Origin of the sequence: Pseudomonas marginalis (genome assembly GCF_008692035.1) — a bacterium.
GTDB lineage: Bacteria > Pseudomonadota > Gammaproteobacteria > Pseudomonadales > Pseudomonadaceae > Aquipseudomonas > Aquipseudomonas marginalis.
The window spans coordinates 3,116,446-3,137,090 of record NZ_VTFG01000001.1; the positions used below are offsets into that span (position 1 = coordinate 3,116,446).

The 20,645-nt window shown below is 60.6% G+C and carries 15 protein-coding genes; 14 read left to right on the forward strand and 1 reads right to left on the reverse strand.

All coding sequences use genetic code 11. The features are described 5' to 3' along the window. The first annotated feature begins 297 nt into the window (after positions 1 to 297). From dksA to FX984_RS14645, 14 genes are all read left to right on the forward strand, one after another. Positions 298 to 732: an RNA polymerase-binding protein DksA gene (dksA, locus tag FX984_RS14580; protein ID WP_005791430.1), complete on the forward strand. Its 435-nt coding sequence runs from the start codon at positions 298 to 300 to the stop codon at positions 730 to 732. Between the two features lie 83 nt (positions 733 to 815). Continuing rightward, positions 816 to 1,703: a tRNA glutamyl-Q(34) synthetase GluQRS gene (gene gluQRS, locus FX984_RS14585; RefSeq protein WP_146478300.1), complete on the forward strand. Its 888-nt coding sequence runs from the start codon at positions 816 to 818 to the stop codon at positions 1,701 to 1,703. Between the two features lie 62 nt (positions 1,704 to 1,765). Next, positions 1,766 to 1,942, forward strand: coding sequence for a hypothetical protein (locus FX984_RS14590; protein WP_003176118.1), 177 nt, complete (start codon positions 1,766 to 1,768; stop codon positions 1,940 to 1,942). Then, a complete protein-coding gene (locus tag FX984_RS14595; RefSeq protein WP_027605383.1) occupies positions 1,926 to 4,880 on the forward strand; it encodes a sensor histidine kinase in 2,955 nt (984 codons plus the stop codon). Before FX984_RS14590 ends, FX984_RS14595 begins: the two co-directional genes overlap by 17 nt. 22 nt (positions 4,881 to 4,902) lie before the next feature. After that, the gene (locus FX984_RS14600; protein ID WP_027605382.1) at positions 4,903 to 6,342 is read left to right on the forward strand and encodes a sigma-54-dependent transcriptional regulator; all 1,440 of its coding nucleotides are present in this window, start codon (positions 4,903 to 4,905) and stop codon (positions 6,340 to 6,342) included. Positions 6,343 to 7,038: 696 nt separating this feature from the next. Continuing rightward, complete coding sequence (locus tag FX984_RS14605) at positions 7,039 to 8,442, forward strand: polynucleotide adenylyltransferase PcnB (RefSeq protein ID WP_027605381.1); 1,404 nt, start codon at positions 7,039 to 7,041, stop codon at positions 8,440 to 8,442. Between the two features lie 2 nt (positions 8,443 to 8,444). Beyond that, complete coding sequence (gene folK / locus FX984_RS14610; RefSeq protein ID WP_027605380.1) at positions 8,445 to 8,942, forward strand: 2-amino-4-hydroxy-6-hydroxymethyldihydropteridine diphosphokinase; 498 nt, start codon at positions 8,445 to 8,447, stop codon at positions 8,940 to 8,942. Positions 8,943 to 9,155: 213 nt separating this feature from the next. After that, complete coding sequence (panB, locus tag FX984_RS14615) at positions 9,156 to 9,956, forward strand: 3-methyl-2-oxobutanoate hydroxymethyltransferase (RefSeq protein WP_027605379.1); 801 nt, start codon at positions 9,156 to 9,158, stop codon at positions 9,954 to 9,956. After that, positions 9,953 to 10,804: a pantoate--beta-alanine ligase gene (panC, locus tag FX984_RS14620; protein WP_027605378.1), complete on the forward strand. Its 852-nt coding sequence runs from the start codon at positions 9,953 to 9,955 to the stop codon at positions 10,802 to 10,804. The genes panB and panC overlap by 4 nt, the downstream gene beginning before the upstream one ends. Positions 10,805 to 11,027: 223 nt before the next feature. Further along, a complete protein-coding gene (gene pgi / locus FX984_RS14625; protein ID WP_027605377.1) occupies positions 11,028 to 12,692 on the forward strand; it encodes a glucose-6-phosphate isomerase in 1,665 nt (554 codons plus the stop codon). Between the two features lie 105 nt (positions 12,693 to 12,797). Continuing rightward, positions 12,798 to 14,735, forward strand: coding sequence for an acetate--CoA ligase (gene acs, locus FX984_RS14630; protein WP_146478301.1), 1,938 nt, complete (start codon positions 12,798 to 12,800; stop codon positions 14,733 to 14,735). Positions 14,736 to 14,750: 15 nt separating this feature from the next. Further along, a complete protein-coding gene (locus tag FX984_RS14635) occupies positions 14,751 to 15,620 on the forward strand; it encodes an oxygenase MpaB family protein (RefSeq protein ID WP_146478302.1) in 870 nt (289 codons plus the stop codon). Positions 15,621 to 15,687: 67 nt separating this feature from the next. Then, on the forward strand, positions 15,688 to 16,704 hold the full coding sequence (locus FX984_RS14640; RefSeq protein ID WP_146478303.1) for a class I SAM-dependent rRNA methyltransferase: 1,017 nt from the start codon (positions 15,688 to 15,690) through the stop codon (positions 16,702 to 16,704). 87 nt (positions 16,705 to 16,791) lie between these two features. Continuing rightward, complete coding sequence (locus FX984_RS14645; RefSeq protein ID WP_146478304.1) at positions 16,792 to 19,725, forward strand: DUF748 domain-containing protein; 2,934 nt, start codon at positions 16,792 to 16,794, stop codon at positions 19,723 to 19,725. Between the two features lie 169 nt (positions 19,726 to 19,894). Here FX984_RS14645 and FX984_RS14650 read toward each other — a convergent pair whose 3' ends face one another. Then, entirely contained in the window at positions 19,895 to 20,515 is a 621-nt protein-coding gene (locus FX984_RS14650; RefSeq protein WP_027605372.1) for a BON domain-containing protein, read from the reverse strand. Positions 20,516 to 20,645 lie beyond the last annotated feature (130 nt).

The window sequence follows — 20,645 nt, forward strand, 5'->3', positions numbered from 1 at the left end:
AAAATCAGGATTCTACCGAACCCTCGCGGTAAAACATGCTCTATTGCCTGCCTGGCCGTCCAAGATGAACCCGGCAAGCGCTTGCAAAACGACTAAAATCAACATTCGAGACGATGCATACCCAGCCACAGCGGGCTGCTGCAGTTGGCAACCCCTGCGTGACGGGCGTCGACAACCGGGAGTGGCGCACCCTGAATCTATCTGGTAAGTTCGCCCGCTTGCAGCCGCAGGGCCGGCAGGTGTCGGTAACGTTGCAATCCTGCGCAATGGATTAGAAGAGTGAGAGGCGGTCTATTCATGTCCACCCAAGCAAAGCAACAGAGCATCAGCGGCTTCCAACCCTACGTTGAATCGAAGGGTGAGGAATACATGGGCAAGCCCATGCGCGAGCACTTCTCCAAAATCCTGAAGCAGTGGAAGCAGGACTTGATGCAGGAAGTCGACCGCACGGTTGACCATATGAAGGATGAAGCGGCCAACTTCCCGGACCCGGCAGATCGTGCCAGCCAGGAAGAAGAGTTCGCCCTCGAACTGCGCGCCCGCGATCGCGAGCGCAAGCTGATCAAGAAAATCGACAAGACGTTGCAACTGATCGAAGACGAAGAATACGGCTGGTGCGAATCCTGCGGTGTCGAGATCGGTATCCGTCGCCTGGAAGCCCGCCCTACTGCGGACCTCTGCGTAGACTGCAAGACCTTGGCTGAAATCAAGGAAAAACAGGTCGGCAAGTGATCCAGCCGAGCTGAACGAATGGGGCGTGGAAACGCCCCATTTTTGTTTCTGGGATTTACCGATTTTCCAGTAGTATCCGGCCCATGACTGCCTCTACCTATATCGGGCGTTTCGCCCCCACGCCCAGCGGCCATCTGCACTTCGGTTCCCTGGTCGCCGCCCTCGCCTCCTACCTCGACGCCCGCGCCAATCGCGGCCGCTGGCTGATGCGCATGGAAGACCTCGACCCGCCCCGCGAAGAGCCCGGCGCCCAGGTGGCAATCCTGCATGCCCTGGAGAGCTACGGCTTTGAGTGGGATGGCGAACTGGTCCGACAAAGCGAGCGGCAGGACGCCTACGCCAAGGTACTGAACGATATGTTCAACCACGGCCTGGCCTACGCCTGTACCTGTTCACGTAAACAATTGGAGCCCTACGACGGGATTTACCCAGGCCTGTGCCGAAATGCCGGTCACGACCAGCAGGACGCCGCCATCCGCCTGCGTGTTCCCGAGCTGGAGTACCACTTTACTGACCGCGTACAAGGAGAATTCCGACAACACCTGGGCCGTGACGTCGGCGACTTCGTCATCCGTCGCCGCGATGGCCTCTACGCCTACCAACTGGCCGTGGTGCTCGACGATGCCTGGCAAGGGGTTACCGATATCGTGCGCGGCGCCGACCTGCTCGACTCCACGCCACGCCAGCTGTACCTGCAGGAGTTGCTGGGCCTGCGCCAGCCGCGCTATCTGCACGTACCGTTGATCGTCCAGCCAGACGGTAACAAGTTGGGCAAGTCCTATCGTTCTCCGCCGCTGCATCCCGACCAGGCCACGCCGCTGCTATTGAGAGCCCTGCGCGCCCTTGGCCAGCAGCCTGGCGACGAACTGCTTCATGCCAGCCCACGGGAGTTGCTGGATTGGGGCATTGTGCACTGGGATGCCAGCAGGATCCCGCGCACACTGACCCTGGCCGAAGCGCAATTACGCTGAAGGCGCTTGCAGCCTGCCAGCCATCCGTTACCATCGCCGCAGTTTTTTAATCAGAGGCCAACATGTACATCTATCGATTGGTCCTGCTGCTGGTCGTCGGGATCTACTTGTTTTCCCCCGCCATCATGGATTGGTGGATCGACGCCACGGGCGCCTGGTATCGCCCCTATCTGCTGTGGCTGATCCTGATCGTCGTGACCTTCATCCTGCAGAGCCAAAAAGATGCCGATGAGCTTTAGCCTCACCCAGATGCTGCTGATCAGCGCCGCTTACCTGGCGGCACTGTTCGGCGTCGCCTGGATCAGTGAGCGCGGAATGATTCCGCGGGCGATCATTCGCCATCCGTTGACCTACACCTTGTCCCTCGGCGTGTACGCCAGCGCCTGGGCGTTCTATGGCACCGTCGGCCTGGCCTATCAATACGGCTACGGCTTTCTCTCCAGCTACCTGGGTGTGTCCGGCGCGTTCCTGCTGGCACCGGTGCTGCTGTACCCGATCCTGAAAATTACTCGCACCTATCAGTTGTCGTCACTGGCCGACCTGTTCGCCTTCCGCTTCCGCAGCACGTGGGCCGGGGCATTGACTACGGTGTTCATGCTGATCGGCGTGCTGCCCTTGCTGGCCCTGCAGATCCAGGCGGTGGCCGACTCCATCAGCATCCTGACCCGCGAGCCGGTGCAACACCGGGTCGCCCTGGCGTTCTGTGCGCTGATCAGCCTGTTCACGATTTTCTTCGGCTCACGTCACATCGCCACCCGCGAGAAACACGAAGGGCTGGTATTTGCGATTGCGTTCGAATCGGTGATCAAGCTGATCGCCATCGGCGGCGTCGGTCTCTACGCGCTCTATGGCGTGTTCGACGGCCCGCAACAGCTGGAGCTGTGGCTGTTGCAAAACCAGACCGCTCTCGCCGCCCTGCACACGCCGTTGCAGGAAGGCCCATGGCGCACGCTGTTGCTGGTGTTCTTCGCCTCGGCAATCGTAATGCCCCACATGTACCACATGACCTTCACCGAGAACCTCAACCCGCGCTCGCTGGTCAGCGCAAGCTGGGGCTTGCCGCTGTTCCTGCTGTTGATGAGCCTTGCGGTGCCGCTGATCCTCTGGGCCGGCCTGAAACTGGGGGCCACCACCAACCCCGAGTATTTCACCCTGGGTATCGGTATCGCCGCCAATAGCCCGGCGTTGGCGCTGCTGGCGTATGTGGGCGGCTTGTCTGCTGCCAGCGGGCTGATTATCGTCACGACGCTGGCTCTATCGGGCATGGCCCTCAATCACCTGGTGCTGCCGCTGTACCAGCCGCCCGCCGAAGGCAATATCTACCGCTGGCTGAAATGGACGCGCCGCGCACTCATCGTCGCGATCATCATGGCCGGCTACGGGTTCTACCTGTTGCTCGGCGCCGGGCAGGACCTGGCCAACCTGGGCATTGTCGCGTTTGTCGCCACCTTGCAGTTCCTGCCGGGAGTGCTGTCGGTGCTGTACTGGCCGACCGCCAACCGCCGTGGGTTTATCGCCGGGCTGCTGGCCGGGATCCTGGTATGGATCGTCACCATGCTACTGCCGTTGGTCGGCAACCTGCAGGGTTTCTACATTCCGCTGCTGAACATGATCTACGTGCTGGACGACACCAGCTGGCACATGGCGGCGATTGCCTCGCTGGCCGCCAACGTACTGATGTTCACCCTGATATCGCTGTTCACCAACGCCAGCCCGGAAGAGACCAGCGCCGCCGAGGCGTGCGCGGTGGATAACGTGCGTCGACCGCAACGCCGCGAACTGCACGCGGCCTCGCCCCAGGAGTTCGCCACGCAACTGGCCAAGCCCCTCGGCGCCAAGGCGGCTCAGAAGGAAGTCGAACAGGCGCTGCGCGATCTGTACCTGCCCTTTGACGAGCGCCGCCCGTATGCGCTGCGTCGCCTGCGCGACCGCATCGAAGCCAACCTGTCCGGCCTGATGGGCCCCAGCGTGTCCCAGGACATGGTGGAAACCTTCCTGCCCTACAAGGCCGGCGGCGAAAACTACGTCACCGAGGACATCCATTTCATCGAAAGCCGGCTGGAGGATTACCACTCACGCCTCACCGGCCTGGCGGCCGAACTCGACGCCCTGCGCCGCTACCACCGCCAGACCCTGCAGGAACTGCCGATGGGCGTGTGTTCCCTGGCCAAGGATCAGGAGATCCTGATGTGGAACAAGGCCATGGAAGAACTCACCGGCATCGCCGCGCAACGGGTGGTGGGCTCGCGCCTGAATACCCTGGGCGATCCGTGGAAAGAACTGCTCCAGGGCTTTATCAACCTGCCCGACGAGCACTTGCACAAACAGCACCTGGCGCTCGACGGCCAGACCCGCTGGCTCAACCTGCACAAAGCCGCGATCGATGAACCGTTGGCTCCCGGTAACAGCGGCCTGGTGCTGCTGGTCGAAGACCTGACTGAAACCCAGATGCTCGAAGACAAGCTGGTGCACTCCGAGCGCCTGGCCAGCATTGGTCGCCTGGCAGCGGGCGTGGCCCACGAAATCGGCAACCCGATCACCGGTATCGCCTGCCTCGCGCAAAACCTGCGGGAAGAGCGTGAGGAGGACGGCGAAATCATCGAAATCAGCGGGCAGATCCTCGAACAGACCAAGCGCGTCTCGCGCATCGTGCAGTCGCTGATGAGTTTTGCCCATGCCGGCGGCCATCAGAATCTGGATGAGGCCGTGTGCCTGGCCGAAGTGGCCCAGGATGCCATTGGGCTGCTCGCCTTGAACCGGCGCAATTTCGAAGTACAGTTCTTCAACCTGTGCGACCCCGACCATTGGGTCGACGGCGACTCACAACGCCTGGCCCAAGTGCTGATCAACCTGCTGTCCAACGCCCGTGACGCAACCCCGGCCGGTGGTGCGGTACGCGTCAAGACCGAGGCTTTCGAACATACCGTCGATCTGATCGTCGAAGATGAAGGCAGCGGTATTCCACAGAACATCATGGACCGATTGTTCGAACCCTTCTTCACCACCAAGGACCCGGGTGAAGGTACCGGTCTGGGCCTTGCACTGGTCTATTCCATCGTTGAAGAGCATTATGGACAAATCACCATCGACAGCCCGGCTGACACCGAAAGCCAACGCGGCACCCGTATTCGGGTGACCTTGCCGCGTCATGTCGAAGCGACGTCCGCTGTGAACTGAGACCGTCGAGAGAATTGAATCAATGCCGCACATTTTGATCGTCGAAGACGAAACCATTATCCGCTCTGCCTTGCGTCGCCTGCTTGAACGTAATCAGTACCAGGTCAGCGAAGCCGGCTCGGTGCAGGAAGCACAAGAGCGTTTCAGCATCCCCACGTTCGACCTGATTGTCAGCGACCTGCGTCTGCCCGGAGCGCCGGGCACCGAGCTGATCAAGCTTGGCCAGGGCACTCCGGTGCTGATCATGACCAGCTACGCCAGCCTGCGCTCGGCGGTTGATTCCATGAAGATGGGTGCGGTGGACTACATCGCCAAGCCGTTTGACCACGATGAAATGCTCCAGGCCGTGGCCCGCATCCTGCGTGACCGCCAGTCAGCCAGCAGCGCGCCTGCCGAACAGCGCCCCGCCGGCAAGGCGACCAACGGCGCCGACAAGCCGGGGGTCGACAACAGTAACGGCGAGATCGGCATCATTGGCTCCTGCCCGCCGATGCAGGACCTGTACAGCAAGATCCGTAAGGTCGCGCCCACCGACTCCAATGTATTGATCCAGGGCGAGTCGGGCACCGGTAAAGAACTGGTGGCCCGCGCCCTGCACAACCTGTCCAAACGCGCCAAGGCGCCGATGATTTCGGTGAACTGTGCGGCGATCCCCGAATCCCTGATCGAGTCCGAACTGTTCGGCCACGAGAAAGGCGCGTTTACCGGCGCCAGCGCTGGGCGTGCGGGCCTGGTGGAAGCGGCTGACGGCGGTACGCTGTTCCTTGATGAAATCGGTGAGTTGCCGCTGGAGGCCCAGGCGCGACTGCTGCGTGTGCTGCAGGAAGGTGAGATTCGCCGTGTAGGCTCGGTGCAATCGCAGAAGGTTGACGTACGCCTGATCGCGGCCACCCACCGCGACCTGAAGAGCCTGGCCAAGATCGGTCAGTTCCGTGAAGACTTGTATTACCGCCTGCACGTGATCGCGCTCAAATTGCCGGCCCTGCGTGAGCGCGGTGCCGACGTGAATGAGATCGCCAACGCATTCCTGCTGCGCCAGAGTGCACGTATCAACCGTACCGACCTGACGTTCGCGCCCGACGCCGAGCAGGCGATTCGGCATTACTCGTGGCCGGGTAACGTGCGGGAACTGGAGAATGCGGTCGAGCGTGCGGTGATCCTGTCGGAAAGCCCGGAAATTTCCGCCGAGCTGCTGGGTATCGATATTGAACTCAGTGACTTGGAGGATGACGACTTCATCGGCCTGGTCCCGACACAGGGCGGCGCCAGCAATACCAGCCATGAGCCGACGGAAGATTTGTCACTGGAAGACTATTTCCAGCATTTCGTCCTGGAGCACCAGGACCACATGACCGAGACCGAGTTGGCACGCAAGCTGGGCGTGAGCCGTAAGTGCCTGTGGGAACGCCGCCAGCGCCTGGGCATTCCACGGCGCAAGACCGGGGTGGCCAGCGAAAGCTGAGGGTGCGCCCCCACAGGTAACACCCTCCGATGTGAAAAAACTGTTACCGCGGATATTTCGCGTAACAAAAGCCGGGGCTTACGGTAACGAAGCCCCGGCTTTTTTTCGCCCTTCAAAAACCAAAAACCACCTCAACCCCCCGGTTTTGCTGGGCGACGCAAAAGTTGGCACGCACCCTGCTATATGCTTAGTACAAAAACAATAACAAGCTTTGTACAAGACAATAAAAATAAGACGAATCGACTCACGCATAACAAAAACAACACGGCGGAGGCGCAGCTAACTGATTCTTTTGGAGAGGCGTTGCATTTGGGGCTTGCCCCGCAACCAGGCCGAGAACAACAAAAACTGCCCTAAGGCAGAGCCTGAACTGGTTGGATCGTAGATCAGCAACACAGCGACCAAAGCAATCCGTTTGCTCTTGACTCCCGATTGGGAGTGTCATGAAGGTGAAGCTTCATGGCGAGGGCGATCAACAAAAACAAGAAGCCCGAAATCAATAATAAAAATAGAGCACGCAACTACTTCTGGGGGAGCTTCGGCTCCCCTTGTAGTTTCCGGGATTTGACGATTTAAGGCTTATGGCGCAACGCCGAAGCTTGTTCCTACACCATCCCCTGACTAAATGCTAGAATCCCCGCCCATCATGCGGTCATTCTTCGTTATGGCCGAACATTCCTTCAAACAGTGCATCCCATGCTGAAGAAGTTGTTCCAGTCATTCCGTTCTCCCTTGCGTCGTACGCAACACAAACGCAGCACGCCTGAAGTGCTCAACAGCAGCCAGCATTCGTTGCAGCGCGCTCAATTCAGCCGTTATGCGGTGAATATCGTCGAACGGTTGCAGAACGCCGGTTACCAGGCCTACTTGGTGGGCGGTTGCGTACGCGACATGCTGCTCAATATCACGCCTAAGGATTTCGACGTCGCCACCAGTGCCACGCCTGAGCAAGTGCGTGCCGAGTTTCGCAATGCGCGAATCATCGGTCGCCGCTTCAAGCTGGTGCATATCCATTTTGGTCGCGAAATCATCGAGGTCGCGACCTTCCGTGCCGGCCACCCGCAAAACGATGAAGAGGAAGATACCAATCAGTCTTCCCGCAACGAGAGCGGGCGTATCCTGCGCGACAACGTCTACGGCACCCTGGAAGAAGACGCGCAGCGCCGCGACTTCACCATCAATGCCCTCTATTACGATCCGGTCAGCGAACGCATCCTCGATTACGCCAATGGCGTACACGACATCCGCAATAACCTGATCCGCCTGATCGGCGACCCGACGCAGCGCTATCAGGAAGACCCGGTGCGCATGCTGCGGGCCGTGCGCTTCGCCGCCAAGCTCAACTTCGGCATCGAAAAGCACACCGCCGCACCGATACGCGAGCTGGCACCGATGCTGCGGGAAATCCCGTCCGCGCGTCTGTTCGAAGAAGTGCTCAAGCTGTTCCTCTCCGGCTACGCCGCCGACACCTTCGAAATGCTGGTCGACCTGCAGTTGTTCGACCCACTGTTTCCGGCCAGCGCCGAAGCACTGGAGTACAACCCGACTTATACCCACACGCTGATCAGCGAAGCCTTGATCAATACCGACCTGCGCATCAAGCAGAACAAACCGGTCACGCCGGCGTTCCTGTTTGCCGCCCTGTTGTGGCCGGCCCTGCCCAAGCGCGTACTGCGTCTGCAGGAGCGTGGCATGCCGCCGATCCCGGCCATGCAGGAAGCCGCTCACGAGCTGATCGCCGAACAGTGCCAGCGCATTGCTATCCCGAAACGTTTCACGATGCCGATCCGCGAGATCTGGGACATGCAGGAACGCCTGCCGCGCCGCAGCGGCAAGCGAGCCGACCTGCTGCTGGACAACCCGCGCTTCCGTGCCGGCTACGACTTCCTGCTGCTGCGCGAAAGCGCCGGTGAGCAGACCGACGGCCTGGGCGAATGGTGGACCGACTATCAGGATGCCAATGACAGCCAACGCCGCGATATGATTCGCGACCTCGGCAGCAAGGGTGATGGCGAAGGCGCAGGGCCGAAGAAGCGTCGTCGCAGCGGCACCAAGCGTAAACGCAGTGCGGCCGATGCCTCGGGCGCCGCGGGCGAATAAACGTGGAACGCATCTACATCGGCATGGGCAGCAACCTGGCTGCCCCAGATCAACAATTGCGCAGCGCTGTCGAGGCGTTGGCACAATTGCCAGACACTTGCGTCGCCGGCGTTTCCGCCTTTTACCAAAGTGATTCGCTGCTACCGGGCCAACCGCGCTACACCAACGCGGTTGCCGCCCTAGACAGCCGCCTTGCGCCACTTGACCTGCTGGATGCGCTGCAAGCCATCGAAAACGATCAGGGCCGCGAGCGCCTGGAGCGTTGGGGCCCTCGCACCCTTGACCTGGACATTCTGCTGTTTGGCGATCGCCTGATCGACGAACCGCGCCTGAAGGTGCCCCATTACCAGATGCACCTGCGTGCGTTTGTGTTGTACCCATTGGCCGAACTGGCGCCTGCCGCATTGCAATTGCCGGATGGAAAGCGCCTCAGTGCCCTGCTTGAAGCCTGCCCGTTTGTCGGCCTGGAACGGCTCCCCGTTGCTGAATCGCGTCAGTAACAGCGGTAACACCGCCATCGTAACAATGCGGTAACACATCCAATTGACTTCCCGTGTCCTCCTCACGACTATAGGCGTCCCGCTGCCGCCAACCCGGCGCTGAAGGGCGCAATCCAGGCCTTATAAGCACTGCTCTCAAGACGGTGCGCCTGAATAACGAAGACTCACGCGCGTAACTCGCTGTTTCCAAGCGCCTGAACGAGGACCCTTTTCATGCCAGACATTACCCTGACCACCTTGCAGAGCCTCAAGCTCAAAGGTGAAAAAATCACCATGCTGACCTGCTATGACGCCACCTTCGCCCACGCCTGCTGCCAGGCCGGGGTTGAAGTGTTACTGGTAGGCGACTCCCTGGGCATGGTCCTTCAAGGGAATGACAGCACCCTGCCCGTCACCACCGATGAACTGGCCTACCACACCTCCAGCGTCAAGCGCGGCAACGACGGCGCATTCATCATCGCCGACCTGCCGTTCATGGACTACGCCACCGTCGAACAGACCTTCCTGAACGCCGGCAAACTGATGCGTGCCGGTGCACACATGATCAAGGTGGAGGGCGCCGTGTGGCTCGCCGAGTCGATTCGCCTGCTGGCTGAGCGCGGCGTGCCGGTCTGTGCACATATGGGCCTGACGCCACAGTCCGTGAACATCCTCGGCGGCTACAAGGTCCAAGGCCGCAACGAAGCCCAGGCGCGCCAGATGCGTGCCGATGCCATCGCCCTGGAGCAGGCGGGCGTTGCGATGATCCTGCTCGAATGCGTGCCCAGCGAACTCGCAGCAGAAATCACCCAGGCCGTTAAAGTGCCGGTGATCGGTATTGGCGCGGGCTCGGCCACCGACGGCCAGGTGCTGGTGCTGCACGACATGCTCGGCCTGTCGATTACCGGCCGCGTGCCGAAGTTCGTGAAGAACTTCATGACCGGCCAGGACAGCATCCACGCGGCATTGAGTGCTTACGTCGCCGAAGTCAAAGGCGTGACCTTCCCAGGCGCCGAACACGGATTCTCTGCATGAACACCGTAAAAACCGTACGTGAACTCAGAGCCGCCGTCGCCCACGCCCGCAAGGCCGGCAAACGCATCGGCTTCGTGCCCACCATGGGTAACCTGCACAGCGGCCATGCCAGCCTGGTCAGCAAGGCTGTGCAGCAGGCGGACTTTGTCGTGGCGAGTATTTTCGTCAACCCGCTGCAATTTGGCGCCGGCGAAGACCTGGACAAGTACCCTCGCACCCTGGCCGCCGATCAGGAAAAGCTCCTACAGGCAGGCTGCAACCTGCTGTTCGCGCCGACCGTCGAGGAGATGTACCCCGGCGGCATGACCGGCCAGACCCGCGTCAGCGTCCCGCAATTGTCCGAAGGCTTGTGCGGCGCCAGCCGTCCCGGGCATTTCGAAGGCGTGGCGACCGTGGTCAGCAAACTGTTCAACATGGTCCAGCCGGACATGGCTGTATTTGGCCAGAAGGACTACCAGCAACTGGCCGTGATTCGTGCCATGGTCCATGACCTGAACATGCCGATCCAGATTATCGGCGAGCCCACCGTGCGCGCCGATGATGGCTTGGCACTGTCCTCGCGCAACGGTTTTCTCAGCGAAGAACAACGTGCGATCGCGCCGGTGCTGTACCGCAGCCTCAGCCAGATTGCCGCAGCCATCAAAAGCGGTGATCACGACTTCGCCAGGCTGCGTGCCGAACAGGTGCAGCAGATCGAGGCTGCCGGGTTGCGCCTGGATTACCTCGAAGTGCGCCAGGGCGTGCACCTGCGGGCCGCTACGGCGGAGGATCGGGATATTGTGATTCTGGTGGCGGCCTTTCTAGGCACGACCCGCCTGATCGACAACCTGCATCTGACCCTCGACTGACCTCTCTGAACACCCCGCCGATTGCCCTGATCGCTGTGCCGGTATAAAAAAGTACCGGCCACAGCGCAGACAAAGCCAAGACATATCGACACGCTAGGTTTAATGTAATCGCCCTGCGCTATGGTTAGCGCTGTCTGGAACCCAATCCTTGAGATAAGACTGGATGTTCCGGGCTTTGAAGTGTCCTAAAGGCAGTCCCCGTAATAAAAGGAAACCCGCAGCGATGGCGTACTACCGCACCCCTCATGACGTTACCGCTCTGCCCGCCTGGCAAGCGCTCAATCAACATCGCCAAGCCATGCAGGATTTCAGCATGCGCGAAGCGTTCAATGCCGATCCCCAGCGCTTTTCCCAGTTCACCTTGAGCAGCTGCGGACTTTTCCTCGATTACTCGAAAAACCTGATCACCGGCGAAACCCGCGACCTGCTGGTGGGCCTTGCCAACGAAGTGGGCCTTAAAGACGCAATCAACTCGCTGTATGCGGGCGAGCCGGTCAACTCCTCCGAAGGCCGCCCTGCCCTGCACACCGCCCTGCGCCGCCCGGTGGGCGACAAGCTGTCGGTCAACGGCGTGAACATCATGCCGGACGTGCATAAGGTGCTGAACCAGATCACCGACCTGGTCGGCCGCATCCACGACGGCCTGTGGCGTGGCTACACCGAGAAGCCAATCACCGACGTGGTGAACATCGGCATCGGCGGCTCGTTCCTCGGCCCGGAGCTGGTCTCTGAAGCGCTGTTGTCCTACGCCCACAAAGGCGTGCGCTGCCACTACCTGGCGAACATCGATGGCAGCGAATTCCATGAGCTGACCATGAAGCTGCGCGCCGAGACCACGCTGTTTATCGTCTCGTCGAAATCCTTCAACACCCTGGAAACCCTGAAAAACGCCCAGGCCGCCCGCGCCTGGTACCTGGCCCAGGGTGGCTCGGAAGCCGAGCTGTACCGCCACTTTATCGCCGTGTCGAGCAACAACGCGGCCGCCGTGGCCTTCGGTATCCGCGAAGAAAACATCTTCCCGATGTGGGACTGGGTGGGCGGCCGTTATTCGTTGTGGTCGGCCATCGGCCTGCCAATCGCCCTGGCCATCGGCATGTCCAACTTCAAGGAACTGCTGTCCGGTGCCTACACCATGGACCAGCATTTCCAGAACGCACCGTTCGAACAGAACATGCCGGTGCTGCTGGGCCTGCTGGGCGTGTGGTACGGCAACTTCTGGGGTGCGCAGAGCCATGCGATCCTGCCATACGACCACTACCTGCGTAACATCACCAAGCACTTGCAGCAGCTGGACATGGAATCCAACGGCAAGAGCGTGCGCCAGGACGGCAAACCAGTGTCCACCGACACAGGCCCGGTGATCTGGGGCGGCGTCGGCTGCAACGGCCAACATGCTTATCACCAGTTGCTGCACCAAGGCACCCAACTGATCCCGGCCGACTTCATCGTGCCGATCGTCAGCTTCAACCCGGTGTCCGACCACCATCAGTGGCTGTACGCCAACTGCCTGTCCCAAAGCCAGGCACTGATGCTCGGCAAGACCCGCAGCGAAGCCGAAGCCGAGCTGCGCGACAAGGGCATCCCGGAAGACGACGTGCAGAAGCTGGCACCGCACAAGGTGATCCCGGGCAACCGTCCGAGCAACACGCTCGTGGTTGAACGCATCAGCCCGCGTCGCCTGGGCGCCCTGGTTGCGATGTATGAACATAAAGTGTTCGTGCAAAGCGTGATCTGGGGCATCAACGCCTTCGACCAATGGGGCGTGGAGCTGGGCAAGGAGCTGGGCAAGGGCGTATACAATCGCCTCACCGGCGCCGAAGAAACCTTGGCCGAAGACGCGTCGACCCAGGGCCTGATCAACTACTTCCGCGGCCGTCACCGCGGCTGATGCAGGCAACGCAAGGCCAACGTCCGTTTGGACGTTGGCCTTGAACCCTCTCCATACAGGGTGCATCTTTATGACTTGTCGCAAAAACAAGAATAAGGATCGCTCATGTTCGATATCAGCACGTTTCCCATCGCCGATGCCGTCCGCCGGGCTGCGCAACTCAGTCAAGAGGACTACCAGCGCCTCTATCGCCAATCCATCGAACAGCCGGACACGTTCTGGGCCGAACAGGCCAAGGGCTTTCTCGACTGGATAACACCGTGGCACACCGTCCAGCAGTCAGACATCCAGACCGGTGCCGCCCAGTGGTTTGCCGGTGGCCAGTTGAACGTCAGCTACAACTGCATCGACCGTCACCTGGCGCAACGCGCCGATAAGCCGGCCTTCATCTGGGAAGGTGACGATCCTGCAAAATCTTCCAAAATCACCTACCGCCAACTGCACCAAAACGTCTGCCGCCTGGCCAATGTGCTGAAAAGCCGTGGCGTGAAAAAAGGCGACCGGGTGTGTATCTACATGCCGATGATCCCGGAAGCGGCCTACGCCATGCTGGCTTGCACACGGATTGGCGCGGTGCACTCGGTGGTATTTGGCGGGTTCTCACCGGACGCCCTGCGCGACCGCATCCTGGACGCCGACTGCCGCACCGTGATCACAGCCGATGAAGGCGTGCGCGGTGGTAAGCCGGTGGCGTTGAAACAGAATGTCGACAAGGCCCTGGCCAGTTGCCCCGACGTCAGCACGGTGCTGGTGGTACAACGCACCGGCGCCCCGGTGAGCTGGAGCGAAGGCCGCGACCTCAAGTATCAACAGGCCTTGGATGCAGCGAGCGACGATTGCCCTCCCGAACCGATGGACGCCGAAGCCCCGCTGTTTATCCTCTACACCTCCGGCAGCACCGGCAAGCCCAAGGGCGTGCTGCACACCACGGGCGGCTACCTGCTCCAGGCGGCAATGACCTTCAAGTACGTACTCGATTACCGCGACGGTGAGGTGTTCTGGTGCACTGCCGATGTGGGTTGGGTCACCGGCCATAGTTACATCGTGTACGGGCCGCTGGCCAATGGCGCGACCTCGCTGATGTTCGAAGGTGTGCCGAGCTACCCGGACAGTTCGCGCTTCTGGCAGGTCATCGATAAACACCAGGTGAATATCTTCTACACCGCCCCCACCGCCTTGCGCGCGTTGATGCGCGAGGGTCACGCCCCGCTGGAGACGACCTCCCGCGCCAGCCTGCGCCTGCTCGGCAGCGTCGGCGAACCGATCAACCCGGAAGCCTGGGACTGGTACTTCAACGCAGTGGGCGAACAGCGTTGCCCCATTGTCGATACCTGGTGGCAGACCGAGACCGGCGGCATCATGCTCAGCCCGCTGGTCAGCGCCCAGCGCATCAAACCAGGTTGCGCCACCCAGCCGATGTTTGGCGTGCAGCCCGTGCTGCTGGATGAACAAGGCAAGGTCATCAGCGGAGCCGGCAGCGGCGTACTGGCGATCAAGGCCAGTTGGCCGGGGCAGATTCGCAGCGTCTACGGCGACCCGCAGCGCATGGTCGACACCTATTTCAAACCCTACCCCGGTTACTATTTCACCGGTGACGGCGCGCGCCGCGATGAGGACGGCGACTACTGGATCACCGGGCGCATCGACGATGTGATCAACGTATCCGGCCACCGTATCGGCACCGCCGAGGTAGAAAGTGCGCTGGTGCTGCATGACCTGGTGGCCGAGGCCGCCGTGGTGGGCTACCCCCACGATGTCAAAGGCCAGGGCATCTACGCCTTCGTCACCCCCATGAATGGCGTCGAACCCAGCGAGGCGCTGAAAAAACACCTGCTGGAACTGGTCAGCAAGGAAATCGGCAGCTTTGCCAAGCCGGAACTGATCCAATGGGCACCGGCCTTGCCGAAAACCCGATCCGGCAAGATCATGCGCCGGATTTTGCGCAAGATCGCCTGCAACGAACTGGACAGCCTGGGTGATACCTCGACCCTGGCCGACCCCAGCGTCGTCGACGGCCTGATCGACAAACGCCTGAACCGCTAGGAAACCCGAGTCGCCATGGAATTTATCCGCAGCCGTATCGAAACCCAGTTGATGAGCCTCACCGGCTTGTCACTGGGCCAACTGGACCTGGAAAACCCCAAGGGCGATCCGGGCCTGTTCGGGCCGGACTCGATCAGTTGGCAAGTCCATGGCGACTTCAGCAGCATGCTTATCGGCGGTATCAGCGCCTTGATGCTGCAAGCCTTGCACCCATTGGCCCTGGCCGGCGTGTGGGACCATTCGAATTTTCGCCAGGACATGCTTGGGCGCCTGCGCCGTACCTCGCAGTTTATTTCCGGTACCACGTTCGGCGCGCGCAAAGACGCCGACTGGCTGATCGAAAAAGTGCGCACCATTCACCTGCAGGTGGTGGGCCATGCCCCGGACGGGAGGCCTTACGCGGCCAGCGATCCAGCGCTGCTGACCTGGGTGCATGTGGCGGAGGTGAGCAACTTTCTTGCTGCCCACTTGCGCTATCGCAACCCGCACCTCTGCGGCCGTGATCAGGACCGTTACTACAACGAGATCGCCGTCGTCGCAGAACGGCTCGGCGCGCAGGATGTGCCGCATTCACGCCAGGAAATTTCCGATTACCTTGAGAATATCCGCCCGCAATTGCTGTGCGACGAGCGCAGCCGCGAAGTGCTGCGCCTGTTGCTGAACGCGCCCTCCCCCAGCCTGTTGGCCAAGCCTTTTGGTGCCTTGATGATGCAAGCCGGGATCGACCTGCTGCCGGACTGGGCCAGCACCCTGCTCGATCAGCACCAGAGCCCCCTGCAACGCCAGATGATCCGCGCCGGGGTCAAGCGCAGCGCACCGTTGTTGCGCTGGGCGATGCGCAATGGTTCGGTGCAGCGTGCACACCGGCGGATGGGGTTGATGTAGGCGACGCGCCATAGCTGCTAAACTCCGCGCCCTCATTGCCCCCATTTACCTAAGCAAGGCGCGCTCCATGTCTCCCTTGAATCAGGCGCTGCGCGCCGCCCTCGATCATCGCCAGGATCTGATCAGCGAACTGCACGCCCAGGGCACCAACTGCTATCGGCTGTTCCATGGCAGCCAGGAAGGCGCCGGCGGCCTGACCATCGACCGCTATGGCCCGCAGTTACTGGTGCAAAGCTTCCATCAGTCGCTGGAAACCGCCGACCTGCTGGAGCTGCACCAACTGATCAACCAGTACATGGGCCTGGAGTTGCTGCTGGTCTACAACGACCGCTCCCGCGGCAACTCGCGGGTCGATCGCGAAGATTCGGTATACCGCGCCGAACCTGCCGCGCTGGAAGACCTGGTCGGCCACGAATGGGGCCTTAATTACCGTGTCCGTGGGCGCCATGCCGGCCAGGACCCACTACTGTTCCTCGACCTGCGCAATACCCGCGGTTGGGTCAAGGACCACAGCGCCGGCAAAAGCGTACTGAACCTGTTTGCCTACACATGCGGGGTGGGCCTGAGCGCCGCTGCCGGTGGCGCGCGCGAGGTATGCAACCTGGACTTCGCCGAGGGCAACCTGGCGGTGGGACGTGAAAACGGCCAGCTCAATCCACAGCTTCCCACCATGGAGTTCGTGCAATCGGACTACTTCCCGGCGATTCGCCAACTGGCCGGGCTGCCGATCACCCAGCGTCGCGGGCAGAAACTGCCGAGCTATCTGCGCCTCGAGCAGCGTCAATATGACCTGGTGTTGCTCGACCCGCCGGCCTGGGCCAAGAGTGCCTTCGGTACCGTCGACCTGTTGCGTGACTACCAGAGCCTGCTCAAGCCGGCACTGCTCGCTACAGCCGACAATGGCGTGCTGATCTGCTGTAACAACCTGGCAAAAGTCAGCATGGAGGATTGGCGTGAACAGGTGCTGCGTTGTGCGCAAAAGGCTGGGCGTCCGGTGCGGGACTGGAAAATCATGACGCCCGGCGCGGACTTTCCCTCACAAGATCAACAGCCACCGCTGAAGACTCTGATACTTCAACTGTAAGCAGCATCCTAAAGGCCCGGTTCTTCGGAACCGAAAACCCGTGCCATACTCCAAGGCACTCCTGTTTGACATAGATGGCGCCGCCCCATGCCCAAAGGATTGATTCGCGCCACTGGCGCCTTGTTGACTGCCCTCGCGTTGTACAGCTTGCTGGGCTTTCTGATTTTGCCTGGCATCGCCCTTCGTATTGCCAACCAACAGTTAGCCAATTACGCCACGGTGCCGGCACGCATCGAGCGGATCGAACTTAACCCGTTCAGCCTGGAAGTCACGGTATGGGGCTTGAAGATTGGCGAACCCGGTAAGGAACAGGTAGGTTTCGAACGGCTTTACGCCAACCTGCAGGCCGATAGCCTGTGGACCCGCGCCCTGCACCTGGCGGATGTGCAACTGGACAAGCCCAGGACCGAGTTGTTGTTCGACAAATCAGGCCAGCTGAATCTGGCGCAGTTGTTCAAGCTGCCACCGAGCGAGCCGACCCCGGCAGACCCTGACGCCAATCCGTTCCCGCTGCGTGTCGACAGCATCAAGCTGGCTGGCGGTTATTTGCATTTCCAAGACCTGCGCCCCAGCGAACCCATCGAATTCCTCTACGATACCCTCGACTTCGAGCTGAAGAACCTCAGCACCCTGCCGGAAGACAATGCGGACATGACCTTGGTCGCCGCCGGCCCTGAAGGCGGACAGATCGACTGGAAAGGCAACTTCAGCCTGGTGCCGATCACGTCCGAAGGTACGCTCAAAGTCACCGGCGGCAAGATGAAAGCCTGGTGGCCGTATGTGCGTGACGCCTTACCCCTGGTACTTGAAGACGGCGTGCTCAACTTCAGTACCGAATACAGGTTCAGCCTGGCCAAAGAAACCGAGCTGAACCTGACCAATACCGCCGCCAGCATCGCACCGTTCGCCATCAAGGCCCCGGATGGCCGGCCGTTGGTGCGCCTGGAGCGTTTGGACGTCAGTGAGACCACGGTGGACCTGGCCAAACAGCAGGTGGTGGTGGGCAAGATCCGCAGCAATAAACTCGAGACCTGGGCGGCTCGTGAAGCGGATGGGCAACTGGACTGGCAAAAACTGTTCGCCGGACAGCCAGGCAAACCGGCCAAGGCGCCGGAGCCTGCGACTGCACCCGCCACGGCCGACTCGCCAAAGCCTGCGCCCGTCGCCCCAAGCAAGCCCTGGCAAGTGCTGCTCAAGGATGTACAGCTGCGCTACTACCAGGTGCACTTGGCCGACCGCCAGGCCAAACCTGCGGTGGCGCTGGAGCTCGGCCCGTTGAACGTCGACGTGCAGAACTTCGACAGCCTCAACCAGAGCCCCTTCACCCTGAAGGTCGACACCGGCCTGGGCAAGCAGGGCAAGATCCAGGCAACCGGCACGGTCAACCTCAACCCGGTCAGCGCCAAGTTGAAGGTCAATACCAAGGACATCGACCTGCGGGTCGCCCAGTCCTATATCAGCCCGTTTATCCGCCTGGAACTGCGCAGTGGCATGCTTGGCAGCGACCTCGACGTGAACCTGAAAAGCACCGATCCCCTGGCGCTGCAGATCACCGGCCGCGCGCAGGTTGACCAATTGCATACCCTCGACACCCTCAAGACCCGCGACTTCCTCAAATGGCAGCGCCTGGTGCTCGAAGGCGTGAACTACCAACACGGCGACAGCCTATCGATCGACAAGGTCAACCTGCTGCAGCCCTATGCGCGGTTCATGATCAACGATGACCGCACCACCAACGTCGACGACCTGCTGATCCCGCAGCCGGCCGACAGTGGCGCCAAATCGTCAGCCAAACCTGCCGCGAGCAAAGAAAAATCCCTGGGCATCCATATCGGGCAGATTGCGATCAACGACGGTTCGGCCAACTTCGCCGACTTCAGCCTCACCCCCAACTTCGCCACTGCGATCCAACAGCTCAACGGGCAGATCGGCACCATCGACAGTCGCCAGGCCAAACCGGCGAGCGTTGACATCAAGGGCAAGGTCGACCGTTATGCACCGGTGACCATCAAAGGCAGCGTGAACCCGTTTGACCCGATGGCGGCGCTGGACATCGCCACCAGCTTCAAACGTGTCGAGCTGACCACCCTGACGCCTTACTCGGGCAAGTTCGCCGGTTTCCGCATCCGCAAGGGCCGCCTCAACCTTGACCTGCATTACGTGATCACCAAGGGCCAGTTGAAGGCTGAGAACAAAGTGGTGGTCGAGCAATTGCAACTGGGCGAAAAAGTCGACAGCGCCGATGCCGTGGACTTGCCGATTCGTCTGGCAATCGCCTTGCTCAAGGACAGCGACGGCAAGATCTCCATCGAACTGCCCGTATCCGGTGACCTGAATAACCCGCAATTCAGCGTGATGCCCATTGTGTGGCAAACCCTGCGCAATCTGGTGGTGCGAGCGGCCACTGCGCCGTTCAAGTTTATTGGCGGATTGGTCACCGGAGGCGGAGCGGAGGACTTGGGTAGCGTGTCGTTCGCGGCAGGCTCCAGCGAGTTGAACAAAGATGCCGAAGGCGCTCTCAACACCTTGGCCAAAGCCTTGAAAGAACGCCCTGCCCTACGCCTGGAAATCGAAGGCACGGCCGCAGCCAGCAGCGACGGCCCATTCCTGGCGGCCCAGCGGCTGGAGCGGGAATACCAATACAACTACTACAAAATGCTGCAGCGCCGTGGCGAGAAAGTCCCGGCCCAGGCGTCCTTGCTGGAAGTCCCTGAGAGCGAAAAAGCCCCCTTGCTCGAAGGTATTTACCGCACCCGCTTGAAACAGCAGCCTCCGGCTGAATGGAAGGACCTGAGCAGCAGTGACCGCACCGCCAGGTTGAAAGAGAGCGTGATCAAGTTCTGGAGTGGCAGTGACGTGCTGCTGCGCCAGTTGGGCCAGGACCGTGCGAGCACGATCAAGGACTACCTGGTGGATAAAGCCCAGCTGGAGGACGACCGGGTCTACTTCATTGACGCGCAACTGGGCCAGGCAGAAAAAGACGGTCGAGTGATAACGCCGATGCACTTGGACGCCGAGTAGGCGCCGCTGGCGCATTACTTTCCCGCCCCAATAGAACAGGCCCCGACACAGAAGTGCCGGGGCCTGTAATGACCACATCCGTGTGGTCGGTCGCATGAAACTTAGAGGTGCATTGAGTGGATATCTAACTCACGCGCCGCCGCCGCTAGTTCAGACGAATTCTTGAGCGTTACTCTGCTTTCAGGCCATCGGCCGATACAGCTTTAACGCCTTTGATTTTCTTGGTGATGTTCACCGCGGTCGTTTTCTGTGCCTCGGTCACAGCGACCGAAGAGGACAGGGAAACTACACCCTTGTTGGTTTCGACTTTGATGTCGGTGCCAGGAATGCCTTTCTCGGTGACCAGGTCAGCTTTGACTTTGGTGGTGATCCAGGTGTCGGAGGTTGCGCCTTTGGCGTCAGCCGCTGCACCTTTGGTTTTGTCGATGTTGTCTGCCTTGGTAGCGCCGCCAGCCAACAGGCCGTCAGCCGAAACTGCGGTTACACCTTTGATTTTCTTGGTGATCGCTACGGCAGTTTCTTTCTGCGCGTCCGAAATGGCTACGGTCGAAGACAGGGAAACCACACCTTTGTTGGTCTCAACCTTGATGTCCGAACCAGGGATGCCTTTTTCGGTCAGCAGATCGGATTTAACTTTGGTGGTGATCCAAGTATCCGAAACGCTTTCTTTTGCCTTGGTGGCTTCACCGGCCGCCAGGGTCATTGGAGCTTGGGAAGTCTGGGCAAAGGCCACGTTAGCACCCATGGCCAGGGTCAGAGCGGTAGCAGTAGCGAGAGCGAACTTCTTCATACGAGTAACTCCTGTTTTATTAAAAGTCTGCAGTGTGTGAACCTTGATGCTGCAGCGTTAACAGGGTTATTGCAGGCAGTGTGCCAAGTCGCCACAGAAGATTAAATCGTTAAAAATCATATACTTATAA